Annotated in this window: 9 protein-coding genes; 6 read left to right on the top strand and 3 right to left on the bottom strand. The window is 57.6% G+C overall.

Features of this window, described 5'->3' with window-relative positions:
• Positions 1 to 98 precede the first annotated feature (98 nt).
• The 3 genes from mutL (at position 99) to F1728_RS09540 (ending at position 5,640) form a co-directional block, all read left to right on the top strand.
• On the top strand, positions 99 to 2,057 hold the full coding sequence (gene mutL / locus F1728_RS09550; RefSeq protein WP_155363908.1) for a DNA mismatch repair endonuclease MutL: 1,959 nt from the start codon (positions 99 to 101) through the stop codon (positions 2,055 to 2,057).
• 1,150 nt (positions 2,058 to 3,207) lie between these two features.
• Positions 3,208 to 4,551 (top strand): DUF1501 domain-containing protein, encoded by a 1,344-nt coding sequence (locus tag F1728_RS09545; protein WP_155363907.1) that lies wholly within the window; start codon positions 3,208 to 3,210, stop codon positions 4,549 to 4,551.
• Between the two features lie 447 nt (positions 4,552 to 4,998).
• Positions 4,999 to 5,640 (top strand): hypothetical protein, encoded by a 642-nt coding sequence (locus tag F1728_RS09540; RefSeq protein ID WP_155363906.1) that lies wholly within the window; start codon positions 4,999 to 5,001, stop codon positions 5,638 to 5,640.
• 374 nt (positions 5,641 to 6,014) lie between these two features.
• On the opposite strand, the gene F1728_RS09535 is transcribed toward F1728_RS09540, so the two are convergent.
• From F1728_RS09535 to F1728_RS09525, 3 genes are all read right to left on the bottom strand, one after another.
• Positions 6,015 to 8,435: a PAS domain-containing hybrid sensor histidine kinase/response regulator gene (locus F1728_RS09535; protein ID WP_155363905.1), complete on the bottom strand. Its 2,421-nt coding sequence runs from the start codon at positions 8,433 to 8,435 to the stop codon at positions 6,015 to 6,017.
• Between the two features lie 336 nt (positions 8,436 to 8,771).
• Positions 8,772 to 9,344 (bottom strand): TetR/AcrR family transcriptional regulator, encoded by a 573-nt coding sequence (locus F1728_RS09530; RefSeq protein WP_194242751.1) that lies wholly within the window; start codon positions 9,342 to 9,344, stop codon positions 8,772 to 8,774.
• A complete protein-coding gene (locus F1728_RS09525; RefSeq protein WP_155363903.1) occupies positions 9,304 to 9,816 on the bottom strand; it encodes a cupin domain-containing protein in 513 nt (170 codons plus the stop codon). The genes F1728_RS09530 and F1728_RS09525 overlap by 41 nt, the downstream gene beginning before the upstream one ends.
• Positions 9,817 to 10,165: 349 nt before the next feature.
• On the opposite strand from F1728_RS09525, the gene aroE reads away from it, so the two are divergent.
• Genes aroE through F1728_RS09510 form a run of 3 tightly spaced genes read left to right on the top strand, consistent with a single transcriptional unit; the run spans position 10,166 to position 13,504 of the window.
• Positions 10,166 to 11,662, top strand: coding sequence for a shikimate dehydrogenase (aroE, locus tag F1728_RS09520; protein ID WP_155367353.1), 1,497 nt, complete (start codon positions 10,166 to 10,168; stop codon positions 11,660 to 11,662).
• Positions 11,663 to 11,674: 12 nt separating this feature from the next.
• On the top strand, positions 11,675 to 12,202 hold the full coding sequence (locus F1728_RS09515) for a shikimate kinase (protein WP_155363902.1): 528 nt from the start codon (positions 11,675 to 11,677) through the stop codon (positions 12,200 to 12,202).
• Positions 12,203 to 12,226: 24 nt separating this feature from the next.
• The gene (locus tag F1728_RS09510; RefSeq protein WP_155363901.1) at positions 12,227 to 13,504 is read left to right on the top strand and encodes a prepilin peptidase; all 1,278 of its coding nucleotides are present in this window, start codon (positions 12,227 to 12,229) and stop codon (positions 13,502 to 13,504) included.
• Positions 13,505 to 13,655: the final 151 nt, after the last annotated feature.

Below are 13,655 nucleotides of genomic sequence, written 5' to 3'. Positions count from 1 at the left end.
CATCATCGCTGAACTCCTTCATTGCGATTCCGCCTCGTTCCGGTTAAAAACAGAACTGGAACTGGCACAATTTCTTCTCAATCGGACTGATCAAACTCATGGAACGGACCGCCGCCGTGCAATCGCTCTCCCGCATTCACCAACTCGATACCAGCGTGATTAATAAAATCGCCGCCGGCGAGGTGATCGAGCGGCCGGCCAGTGCGGTGAAAGAACTGCTCGATAACAGCATCGATGCTCTCGCGACCCGTATCGAAGTCGACATCATGAATGGCGGCGCCGATCTGATTCGCGTCGTCGATAACGGCGAAGGCATCCACCCCGACGACCTGCTGCTCGCCGTCTCCAGTCACGCCACCAGTAAAATTTCCAACGCGGACGACCTCTTCAGTGTCCAGACCATGGGGTTCCGGGGCGAGGCCCTCGCGTCCATTTCCGAAGTCAGCCGCTTCCGCATCCGTACCCGCACCGCCGACCAGACACAGGGACTCGAGTTCGAAGTCAACACAGGCACTCCCGGAAAACCGCAGCCCTGCGGCTGTCCTTTGGGCACCTCGATCGAAGTTCGACAGCTGTTCGCCAACACGCCGGTTCGCCGCAAGTTCCTCAAAACGACCAAGACCGAATTCGGACACATCAGCGAACAGTTCACCCGGGCCGCTCTCGCGCATCCCCGGCTCTACATGGTTCTCAGACACAATAACAAAGTCATCTTCGATCTCCCGCCGTCCGATAACCTCATCGATCGGCTCCGCCTGTTCTACGGCAAGAAACTGTCCGACCACCTGATCTGGGTCGAATCGCAATTGGAAGACGTCCGCATCTGGGGCTATGTCTCGCATCCCAGCGAAAACAAATCGACCCGCAAAGGACAGTACCTCTTCCTCAACGGACGCTGGATTCAGGATCGCACCCTGCAGCACGCGTTGACCGAAGCCTATCGCGGACTGCTCATGGTCGGCCGCCAGCCGATCTCGTTCCTCTACCTCGACATGCCCCCGTCCATGGTCGACGTCAACGTGCATCCCACGAAATCGGAAGTCCGCTTCCGCGACAGCCAGTCGCTGTACCGACAGCTGCTCTCCACGCTCCGCAGCCAGTTCCTCGGCATGGATCTCCAGTCGCAGATGTCGCTCTCGAAAAAGGGTGACCTCCCCGAGCCGTCGCAACCCGCGGTTCCGACACCCGAACAGAAACAGACCCAGCTCGAACTGACGACCTGGGCCAGGGAACAGCTCAAACAGGTCGCCGACGATCTCCCCGGTCAGAAAATCAGCGGCGAAGCCCGCATGATTTCGCCCCCCTCCGATCTGGCGGCTCCCTTTACCGCCGCCGACGCGATTCCGCTCTCGCACTTCCAGCAAAAGCGCGAACAGGAACCGGCTGGAGCAGGGGAGAGCGTATCCCCCCAACCAGCAGAACCTGCGGCGCCCTTCATTCCCGACATCGATCGCCCCGCAGATCAGTTCGCGGAAGCCGCTACCGCCGATCTCAGACCGATCCAGGTCCTCAACTGCTACATCGTCGTCGAAGTCAAAGGCGCGCTGACCATCATCGATCAACACGCCCTGCACGAACGGATCATGTACGAGTACTTCCGCAAACGCGTGCTCGCCCAGACCGTCGAAGCCCAGAAACTGCTCGTCCCGCTGACCATCGAAATGAGTGCCAAGGAGACGGCCCTCATCCTCGACCACGCCGAGATGCTCGCCAGCTTTGGACTCGGTATCGAAGAGTTTGGCGGCAACACACTGCTGGTCACCAGCTATCCCGTGATGTTGAAAAAGGCGAACCTCGAACAGCTCGTCCGTGACATCGCCGACAACCTGGACAACGCCAAACAACCCTCCCGCCGCGATCTGCTGGATGAACTGATCACGATGATGTCCTGTAAAGCTGCCATCAAAGCGGGACAGCGCCTGACTCAGGATGAAATCTACAGCCTGCTCGAACAGAGGCACCTCATCGACGATGCCCACCACTGTCCCCACGGTCGGCCTTCCGCACTGGTGCTCAGCCACGCCGAGCTCGACCGTCAGTTCGGACGCATGGGTTAAACACCGCACGCTAATTTCGTCGATGGTGCACAGTGTCGGTTCCCGTTCTCGCTGCACAAATTGAACTTGATCCGCCCCTCCCGATCCGTATGTTATTCCCCCTCTGGCTCGCGCGCGAGGCGGGTTCGCGTGCACCGGAACAGCCGGAACCGGTGTCACATTCACACCTGAATCAACGTCGCTGTTCACTCTCGGATCACCGGAATCTGTCGCATACATTCGCATTGTGCTCCCTCCCATGTTCAGGGCAGACCAGGACACACTCCGGCCAGACAGGGACAAAATCCAGGCCACACCAGGACAAAATCCGGCCACATCGGGACAAAATTTTGTCTTGACCTCCCGGTGCCTTTCGACAGAATCAGACCCGTGATCAAAACAGGATGTAGGGGCAGCGCCTGTGTGCCTGCCCGCCTGGCGACCTTCCACTCGAAACAACTTCCAATGGACATCCATAAACAATTCCCCCTGAGCGGCATGGCACTAGCCACCGGTAAAACAGGGAGCGTCAACCCTCCCTCCCCGGCAGCCAACCTCCTCTACCCACACGCTCAAAAAACAGAAACAACCAATCCTACAAATCGGCACCAGCAAGAAAAGACGAAGACCATCCACGGCACACCGACCACTACTGAATAGGAAGCAGCACTTTGAAATAGCCATCGCCTCTCCGCGGCAAGTCAAAAATTTGGGACCTCCCCCGGAGTGCTTCACAAACCAAAATCCGCGCGTAGGGGCGACCCTGTGTGGTCGCCCGCCTAACGACAGACAATTTGCTTCCAATTCCAATGGCACCAGGAAATACATCTCGGGTAACCCCGGATGCAATCCGGGGCGAGCATCGCGAGCAGGAGGTCACAGCTCACTCAAACAATCCAGGACCGGTTTCATCCATCTTCTCTCCATCACAACTGATAGATCTTTGCGTGTCTTTCGTGCTTTTCGTGGTCGTAAGCCCTTCGCACCTTTCGTGGTAGTCAAACCCCACAAACTAAACATCCTTTAGTAATCCAGAACCACCGCCAACTTCTCTTCCCGACCCGTTTTCCGACCGGTACAATATTCCCTGCTCACCCTGGCTGGTCAGAACCGAACCGGCAACCACCCGCCAGCTCACTACCGAGTCCCGCCCGTTTGGAGAACCCCCGCGATGCTCTCGATCCCCGGCTCATCACAGCGACAGTGTAACGGCTCGCGCCGGCAGTTCCTCAAGATCGGCGGACTGGCACTGGGTGGACTCTCGCTTCCGCAGATTCTCGCGGCACAAGACCAGGCCGGCACTCCCGCCGGCAAGCTGGGGCACAAAGCCATCATCATGATCTTCCTCTCCGGCGGTCCCTCCCACCAGGACATGTACGATCTGAAGATGGACGCCCCCTCGGAAATTCGCGGTGAATTCCGCCCCATCGACACCAATGTCCCCGGCATCCAGATCTGCGAACACATGCCCCGCCTGGCCGCGATGATGGACAAGTTCGCCATCATTCGCTCCCTGCACGGCTGCCCCGATCAGCATGCCTCCGATCTCTGCATGAGCGGCTGGCCCATCGGCGGCGGAGAGCGGCAGTCGGGACACCCCTCACTCGGCGCGGTCCTTTCTAAAGTCCAGGGGCCGGTCGACAAAGCAGTGCCCCCCTTCGTCGGACTGAGCATCAAGAGCCGCCACGAACCGTACGGCAATCCCGGCTTTCCCGGTTTCCTGGGCAAAGCGCATGCCCCGCTGCAGCCGACCGGCGAAGGCATGGACAACATGCGTCTGCAGAGTATCACCCTCGATCGCCTCCGGGACCGTCAGGCCTTACTCGCCGGCTTCGATGCCTTCCGCCATTCTGCAGATCAGGCCTACGACGGTCTCGACGCCTATTCCCAGCGGGCCTTCGATGTGCTTACCTCCAGCAAACTGGTCGAAGCCATGGACCTTGAGAAAGAAGAACCCGCGCTCCGCGACCGTTACGGACGGGGCGACGATTCACCCGCGTTCGGCGAAGACGCCGGCCCGCACTGGATGGATCAGTTCCTGATGGCCCGCCGCCTGGTCGAAGCAGGCGTCCGTTGTGTCACGCTCTCCTTCGGCAGCTGGGACCGCCACCATTCGAACTTTGCCCGTCTGCCACTGCAACTCGCGAAACTCGATCAGGGCATTACCGCCCTCGTGGAAGACATCCACAACCGCGGCCTGCAGGATGACGTCAGCGTCATCGCCTGGGGCGAATTCGGACGCACGCCCCGCATCAACGAAAACGCCGGCCGCGACCACTGGCCGCAGGCCTCCTGTGCGCTCCTCGCCGGGGGCGGCATGCGAACGGGCCAGGTCATCGGCTCCACCAACCGCCTGGGCGAAGTTCCCCTCGATCGACCGCTGCACTACCAGAACGTCTTCGCCACCCTGTACCGCCAGCTGGGAATCGACCCCGCCACCACGACGATCCCCGACCACGCCGGCCGACCACAATACACGCTCGATCTCCGCGAACCCATCGCCGAACTGATCTGATGGTGCGACCACGAATTGCTTGAAATATTTTCTACCACGAAAAACACGAAAAGCACGAAAGAAAAGGGTGGGCCCGAATGCAATTCGGGCCGAGCGCAGCGAGCAGGAAACTGACAGAGAAAACTTTCGAATCGGTATCCGGATGCATCTCCCGAAAAGTAGGGGAGGACCCACGTGTCCTCCCGCCTCGCGATGTTCAATCTACATCCAAATCATAAGGGAACCAGGGAGATCCTCCCACCCTGAGCGGAATGGCGCCAGCCATCGGTTTCAAACCAGATGCATCTTAACAATCTCACAGCAATCACCTTCCCAAACCACACATTTCCTTTCGTGGTCCCTCCCCACAATAAATCACAATTTTTGATAGCCCTCACGAAACGCACATGTTTACAATAGGCCATCCGCCATTTCTCGTCCTTTGATTCCCATTTCAGGAAAGTGACCGTGATGCTCAAATCAACCTTCTGCTTCTGTCTGGCTGTGATGGTTCTGGCTCCCGCATCCTTACAGGCGGAAAAGAACGCCACACTCAAACCGGCTCTGGTCAAAACCGGCCAGCCCACTCAGAGTGAATCATTCGACCAGAAAAAACTCGGCAAGCAATGGGCCGTCAACAAAGGGGAATGGACTGTCTCGGAAGACCTGCTCGTCGGTAAAGAACTGCCCGCCGACAAACATGCAGCCGTGCTGACCTGGAAACTGCCGCACCGCAACTCCATGCTCCGCTGTTCGTTTCAGCTCAAGGATGCAAAGTTCTTTCACCTGAGTCTAAATCATCCCAAAGGGCATCTGTTCCGCGTGATGATCGACAAGAATGGCATGATTCTCCGCACCGACAAAGACAAGAAAGACCCGAAATCAAAACCGATCACGCTGGCAAAAGCCCAGGGCAAACTCGATCCCAACCAGTGGTACACGCTGCAGCTCGAAATGCAGGGCGATCAGGTCGTCGCCCAACTGGATAACGGTTTGAAAGTCGCCGGCCAGCACGCCTCGCTCGACAGCCAGAAGACAGGCTACCGCTTCGTCCTCAAAGGCGACACACTCCTGCTCGACGACATGGCCGTCTGGAACCTCGACGATTAACCGTCACACATTCCTCCCAGTGAGCGGCAAGGCGCTAGCCGCCGGTAATCACGGTTGTCGTTGACCACCAGGACCGGCGACGGGCTCCATTCCGCTCACATCATCGGGGGCCATCTGAACGTTACCAGCGAATTTTTCAGAGTTCGCCATTAGCCGCAGGGCGTTAGACCCGGTTGAAACGACTTTGATAAGGAACGTTCGAATTTAGAAAAACGACGGGTGGGCCCGAATGCAATTCGGGCCGAGCGCAGCGAGCAGGAAATTGTCAGATCAGGCGTTCAATCCAGCCACAGAATTCAAATCCAAAATTGTAGGGGAGGATCTGGGTGTCCTCTTGCCGGGTGCCACGTCAATTCACAAATAACAGATCAGCCCTACTCAGCCTCTCGCTGATCCCCGCGGGAATACTTCCACACGATCTCCACCAGCTGAGCATGATCGATCGGCTTGGAGAGGTAGTCGTTGCACCCGGCCTGCAGACACTGTTCCCGGTCCCCTTTCATCGCATCCGCGGTCAACGCGATGATCGGCGTCTCGACCCCCTGGGCACGTAAAACTGTGGTGGCCTCCAGCCCACCCAGACGAGGCATCTGCATATCCATCAGGATGACATCATACGCCGCGTCGCTCTCCCGGGCCGCCAGAATGGTATCGACGCCGGCCTGGCCGTCTTGCGCCAGCTGAACCGTCGCACCCGCTTTTTCCAGGAAGTGCTGACAGATGTGGCGGATCTCGCGGCGGTCGTCCACCACCAGCACCCGGCAGTTGAGCACGGGCAGCACGTCTGACTGCGCAGTGGTCTCTTCTGCTGACAGCGTTGTCAGGTCCGGTTCGATCAGCGGCACTCCTTCCAGTGAATCCAGAGGCAGCCGCACGTGGAACACCGAACCCTCTCCGACCTCGCTGGTCACCCAGATCGAGCCTTTCAGCATGCTTACCAGTCGTTTGCTGATCGCCAGCCCCAACCCACTGCCGCCATAAGCGCGGGTCACCGAAGTGTCCCCCTGCGAGAACGGCTTGAAAAGTTTTTTCTGCTGCTCTTCAGGGATGCCGATGCCCGTGTCCTGCACCGCAAATTCAATCTCGGGCGGCTCGGAATCAGAAATGAGCCGCACGCCCAGTCGGACTTCTCCCTCGTCGGTGAATTTGATGGCATTGCCCAGCAGGTTGATCAGCACTTGCCTGAGTCGTATCGAATCCGTCTGGATCGTCTCGGGCACCTTGCCCACGAACTTGACGGTCAGATCCAGCTCTTTCTCTTGTGCCCGCACATGCATCAGCGACTGGATCTCGCCGATCAGCACCGGCAGAGATACCGGTTCGAGTTCGACCTCCAGTTTCCCGGCTTCGATCCGCGACAGGTCGAGAATATCGTTAATCAGTTCGAGCAGGTATTCGCCGTTCCGCTTCATGACGATCACACACTGCCGGTCGTCAGGCTCCTGCAGACGTTCCAGCAGCATGTCGGCGTAGCCCGCGATCGCAGCCATCGGCGTCCGGATTTCATGGCTCATGTTGGCCAGGAATTCACTTTTCGCCAGATTCGCCTGCAGGGCCGCCTGCTCACTTTTGCGCAACGTCTCTTCCAGCTGCTTACGTTCCGTGATGTCCTGGATGATACAGCTGACGGCCCAGACTTCTTCCGTTTCATCCACGAGGGGATGAAAATTCATCAGCCAGCAGTGACGCTCGTCATCGCCGGGAGTCTGGGCGTAAACTTCATAGTTTTCAACCGCCTTGCCACTTTCAAACACGGTCTGATACAGGGGCTGAATCTGATCGGCAAGGCCGGGCATCAGTTCTTCCACCTGCCGGCCCAGTTGCTGATGACGGGAGATCCCGTTCATCTGTGCGTGCCGCTCGTTGATGCGCAGACAGCGATACTGCTGATCGATTAAACTCATTCCAACCGGGGCGGTTTCGTAGATCAGTTCCAGCTCCTTCAGTCGCTGGCTGGCCCGCGCCTCGGCGGCACTCAGGCTCTCTTCCGCCCGTCGCTGTTCATGAATGTCACTCACCGTGCCCACCCATTCCCGGACCTGACCAGACTGATCGATCACGGGAACCGCTTCGGTAATCACCGGGCGATAGCTCTGGCTCTCCGCATGCCAGATGTGCCCCTGGATCTGGCGGCTGGACCGGTCTTTCGTTGACGAACTCCAGAGCGCCGTGATTTCAGAACGGTCTTCCGGCAGCACGGCATTCAACCAGCCGTTGTCTTTGTGCTCAGTCCAGGGTTGCCCCGTGAATCGCTGCCAGGAGGTCTGGGGCACGATAAAATTCCCCTGCGCATCCGTCGTCCAGATAATACTACTGGTGCCGCTTAAAAAAGCTTCATACCGGGCCTGCAGCCAGCGGAGATCGCGTTCCACCTGCTTGCGTTGTTCAATCTCATCGACCAGCTGTTTGTTGGTCGCCATCATGGATGGTAGATGCAGGATCCGCGGTGCATAGCGGATTAATATGATCACTGCGATCCAGGAAACGATGGCGGTCGCCAGCTTGAGCAGTCCCGAGATCCGATAAATCGGATACCAGAAGATAATTGCTTCCACCAGGTGCACGGTGCCGCACAGCAGAATGAATGCTGCGAACAGACCAAACAGTTTCGTGAACGGAAAATCTTTTCGCTTGGCGGCAAAGTACAGCAGCACAATCGGAATCGCGGTATAAGCCGACCAGGTGCCGATGTCCGAAAGGATATGCAGCCAGCCTTCACCGTCACTCCAGTTTCCGCAATCCCAGCGGGGGGGATAATCTGATGTGTCAAATAGTTTGGTGAAAAACTCACCCATCTCTGCAGCCTTTTCTGTTGAACCAGGGGGACTTCTGGCGTTGTTTCCAGGCTGACTCCTGTGAGCGTAAGAGATCGGTGGACCACTACAGGATGTCGTCTTGGTTGTATCAATACGGGCAGGTTGCTCCTGGGAATCAGTTACGCCTGTACCAGGGGAGGCGTCAGCATAACAACACAGGAACCTGAATAGATCTGGATATTGAAGTCTATTCTAACCCGGTGTGGAAAATATGAAAGGCCGGAAACAGTCCGGGTTTAGATTACAGAGCACCGGAAACTCTGGCGCAACAGATTTCGCCGAAATGCACGATGATAACGAATCGAGATGCGACATTTAGTCGCACTTCTGAATCGGCAACTGCTTTCGACAGGCAGAGAGAATCTGTCGGGACAGGGCAGGGGAGTTGACTGCGCGCGCCAGCGACAGGCCGCCAAAACAGAGGGCCAGCGTCGCGAGAATTTCCTGGCGGCTGAATTCGTTGTCCGAGCGCTCCTGAAACTGCGCGACCATCCACTGGATGACCTCTTCGAACCGGGCCTTCGTCTCTGCATCCGCGCGACACAGGTCGGACAGCAGAGGAGGGATCGAACATCCCTCCTCTACCTGCTCGCAATGCTTACTCGACAGGTACTTCTGCATGATCTCGATCAGTTGCTCCGGCGTCTCACATTCACTGAGGGCGCCGTTCATCGCCGCCTGGTCCTCGATGAAAGAATGCACAAAGGCCTCGCCCAGCACATCAGACTTCGAACTGAAATGACCATAAAACGCGCCGGAAGTCATGCCGGCGGCTTCCATGATTCCATCCACGCCACTGCCGACGTACCCCTGTTGTTTGAACGTACGCAGGGCGGCGTCCAGAATCTTATTCCGGGAGCGTTGTTTCCGATCCGTGGGCTGGTTCATCTGCAGGACTCTCTTTCCAGACAATCGGGTGTTGTTCCAGGCGTTCGCCATCCAGAGTGCCGCCGGTGACACTGCTGTCCGCGCGGTACTGGATCACCAGATAGTATAACGGCTCTTCGCTGTGGTTTCGCCAGACGCGCGGCACTTCGGGCGAAAGTCGAATAAAGAATCCGTCCGAAACCTCAAACAGCTCCTCCCCCGCCTGAAACTGTCCCCGGCCCTGGATCACGAAGTAAATCTCGTCGTTCGCCTGGTGGCGATGGACAAAAGGCATCTCGCGGCCCGCAGGCAGCACATTGACCGACATCTCCAGCCCGTCTGAGTTCAGCAGCTTCCGTAGAAAATATTTCCCGCGAACCGGCATGGGCGCGTCCGGCGGTGTGAGCTTGAACCGCGTCCAGCTCTCCAGCGGGCCCGCTTCAAAGCAGTCGTAGCCGTCTCCATGCACGCTCTGATCTGTCGCCTGAATCATGATTTTCTCCTGGTGAAAGTAATTGAAGTTGTAAATATAACGATCGTTATATAACGTTCGTTATATTTGGTCAACCCGGTTTCGAGCAATGGTATAATCCCTCTAACCCCACCAGTCGTCGCCGGAGTAAGGGGAAATGTCTGTTGGCCCTCCGCAGAGTTCCATCACGAAGCCTGAAACCGGGTAATAAACCTGACTTCCGGTCAGACTCTTGTTTGAGTCGCTTCAGGAGATTGGTTACACTGGGGAACACTTTAATGTCGCTTACTGATTCCAGGTTTAGGGGAAGGTACGTCCGGAACCGTGCATGGAATCGTTCAGATCCCATACAGAAAGTCGAAACAGTCCCATGATTTGTGTCAGCATCGGTCGAACCCGGCACAAAATGATGATGATGGAACATCGCTCCCTCTCAGAGAAGGGGGCCGAACTCGTTGAATTAAGGCTGGACTGGATTGCCCGCACGCCGGACGTCACAAAACTGATCAAAGACCGGCCCACCCCGGTCGTCATCACCTGTCGACGCCCTGAAGATAAAGGTCGCTGGAAGGGCTCCGAGGAACAGCGGCAGGCCCTGCTGCGAACCGCCATCGTCTCCGAAGTCGAGTACGTCGACATTGAAGATGACATCGCCGACAAGATTCCCCGCTACGGCAAAACCAAACGCATCATCAGTCATCACAACTTCGATGAGACCCCCGATAACCTCGAAGAGATTCACGAGTCGCTCTGCAAGAAAGACCCGGATATCGTCAAGCTGGTCACGATGGCCAATTCCCCCGGCGATTCGATTCGCATGCTCAAGCTGGTGGCCAGTGCCAAGGTTCCCACCGTTGGATTCTGCATGGGTGAGTACGGCGTAATCAGTCGAATTCTCTGCGGCAAGTACGGCTCTCCTTTTACGTATGCGACCTTCAGTCGGGAACGGGAAATGGCACCGGGGCAGCTCGCCTTTTCTGAAATGACTCAGATCTACCGCTACGATCAGATCGGTCCCGAAACCCCCGTCTACGGTGTGATCGGCGATCCCATCGCCCACAGCCTGAGCCCGCTGATTCACAACATCGCCTTCCGGCACGATAAACTGGACGCCGTCTATCTGCCGTTCCGCGTTCCGAAAGACCGCCTGGAAGAGACGCTCAAGGAATTCGAGTTCCTCAACGTCCAGGGGTACAGCGTGACCATTCCGCACAAAGAAGGCGCCCTCAAGCTCGCCGGTGACGCGGATGAAGCTTCCAAAACAATGGGAGTCGCCAACACCCTCTTTAAAGACGATCAGAACGTCTGGCAGGCCCGCAATACCGATTACGATGCCGCCCTCGACAGTATCCGGCTCGGACTCGATCCGGAAGGCTCCGCCTCCGAAGATCCCATCGACGGCAAACAGGTGCTGCTCCTCGGTGCAGGCGGTGTCTCGCGTGCGATTGGCGCCGGGATCATCAATGCCGGCGGTGCGTTAACGGTCACCAACCGCAGTCGGGTCCGCGGCGAAAAGCTGGCCCAGGATCTCGGTTGTGCCCACACTACCTGGGAAAACCGGGGCAGCGGCCACTTTGACATCCTGGTCAACGGCACTTCGGTCGGCATGCATCCGAATGTCAATGAAACGCCGTTCGCTCAGAACTTCCTGCTCGATGACATGCTGGTATTCGACACGGTTTACAATCCCGAAAACACGCTGCTGCTCAAACAGGCACGCGAGCGGGGCTGCAAAACCGTTTCCGGAATCGAAATGTTCGTACGCCAGGCCGCAGCGCAATACAAACTGTTTACCGGTAAGGAAGCCCCCCTGGATGTGATGCGGAACACGCTTCGCAAGGGGATTTCCGCGGTCGCGAAACTCTAAGGAACGGCTGGCATGTCCCTGATCACCCTGATTGGCTACCGAGGCAGCGGCAAGAGCAGCGTCGCCGCCCCCCTGGCCGAACAACGCGGTTATGACTGGATCGACGCCGACGATGAAATCGAACGCGTCGCCGGCAAAACCATCGCCGAGATCTTTGCCGAGGGAGGCGAACCCCACTTTCGCCAGATCGAACGGTCAGTCATGCAGCAACTGCTCTCTGGAGATCAACGCGTGATCGCTGCGGGAGGCGGTGCGATTCTGAATGACCAGACCCGAGCGGAAATGAAACAGGCCGGCCCGGTGATCTGGCTCAAGGCAGACGCTGCCGACCTCATCCAGCGAATCGACGGCGACAGCACAACCGGCAGTCGGCGTCCGGCGCTCACCGCCAGCAACTCTCAGCTCGAAGAAGTCGAGACCCTGCTCGCACAGCGCGATCCCCTCTATCGCGATGCCGCCACCCTCACCATCGAGACCGGCGGCAAAACGGTCACAGAAATCGTCGCTGAAATTATCGCCGCCCTGGATGCCGATTCTTAATCCACAACGAAAGCATTTCCGATCATGACCCCCTTTGGTATCAATCCTTACCTGATGCTGACCATGCTGTTCCTGCTGGGAACCGCACTGGGGCGGATCATTAACCTCTGTATCGAGGAAATTCCCCGCGAGGAAAAAGTGGGGGCGGCCTGGAAACGGGTCTTTCGTCGCATGCGGCACCTCGGCTCCCGCTATCATCTGCCCCTCATCGGGGTTTATCTCACGCGGTCGAAAAACTCGACTTATTCCTACCGCCGCTCGCACCGCGAAGCACTCGTGGAACTGTTGAACGGCGTAATTTTCGTACTGCTCTACTGCGCTGAAGTTCCCCTGGGAGCCGGTGCACTGCTGCAGGACAGTGGCCTCTTCTCCGCTTACGCACCCGACCTGGTGACCGTCGATTCCTGGCTCTCCCCCGCGGGACTGCTCAACCTGCGTTACTTCTATCACCTGGTGCTGATCGAATCCCTGATGATCGCTACCTTTATCGACTTCGATCACAAAATCATCCCCGATGGTTGTACCATGCCCGCCCTGTTTGTCGGGGTGGTCGGCGCGTTTGTCTTCGGGGTACTCTACCTGGTGCCTGTCTGGTTTCAGGAGCCTTCGGTGGTCCGCCTGTTCGGAGTTTATTTCCCGGAAGATTACCGGCACCACTTCATTGTCGAAAAGATTCCGCAGTGGGTCGTCACCTATCCGCACCTGCATGGTCTGGCCGTCAGTCTGGTAGGGCTCGTGGTGGGCGGCGGTGTCGTCTGGGCCGTCCGCGTCATCGGTCAGTGGACGTTACGCCAGGAAGCGATGGGCTTCGGCGACGTCATTCTGATGGCCGTCATCGGCAGCTTCCTGGGTTGGCAGGCAACGGTCACCGTGTTTGTGATTTCTCCCCTGTGTGCCCTCCTGGTGGTGGCCGTCTCCATCTTCTTCAAGCTCTCGCGCGAGATTCCCTTTGGACCTTACCTCAGCCTGGGAGCGTTGCTCGTCCTGCTCGGCTGGCCGAAAATCTGGCCCCTCGCCGAACGTATCTGCCATCTGGGACCGCTGTTACCCATTCTGGCGCTATTGATGATGGTCCTGCTGACGGTTTGCCTGTTATTTACCCAGTTCATCAAATGGAGCCTGGGCATCCCCCTCTACTGGCAGGACGAATGGGTCGAGGAATGGACGTCTGCCGACCAGTTGACCTACCAGTCGGGTGAGAATGTCAACGAAACCCAGGGCCGCTGGGATCTCAACACAAACAACCACACCCGGGCCGGACGGGGAACGCAACACTACCACCAGTGGAAAAACGGCCGGTAATCAGGGCTTTTTCCAGTCCGGGACCCATATCATTCACAAAATCAACTCGAGAGACTAGAATCGGCTGAAGAAGCTGAACTTGTCACCGCCGTGCGTGTCCAATCTTAGTGGCTCGCCAACTGCTGACATGAAATTTGAGATCTGAAATTAG

The organism is Gimesia benthica (assembly GCF_009720525.1).
Taxonomy (GTDB): domain Bacteria; phylum Planctomycetota; class Planctomycetia; order Planctomycetales; family Planctomycetaceae; genus Gimesia; species Gimesia benthica.
This window is presented reverse-complemented; position numbering and strand designations above follow the sequence as displayed.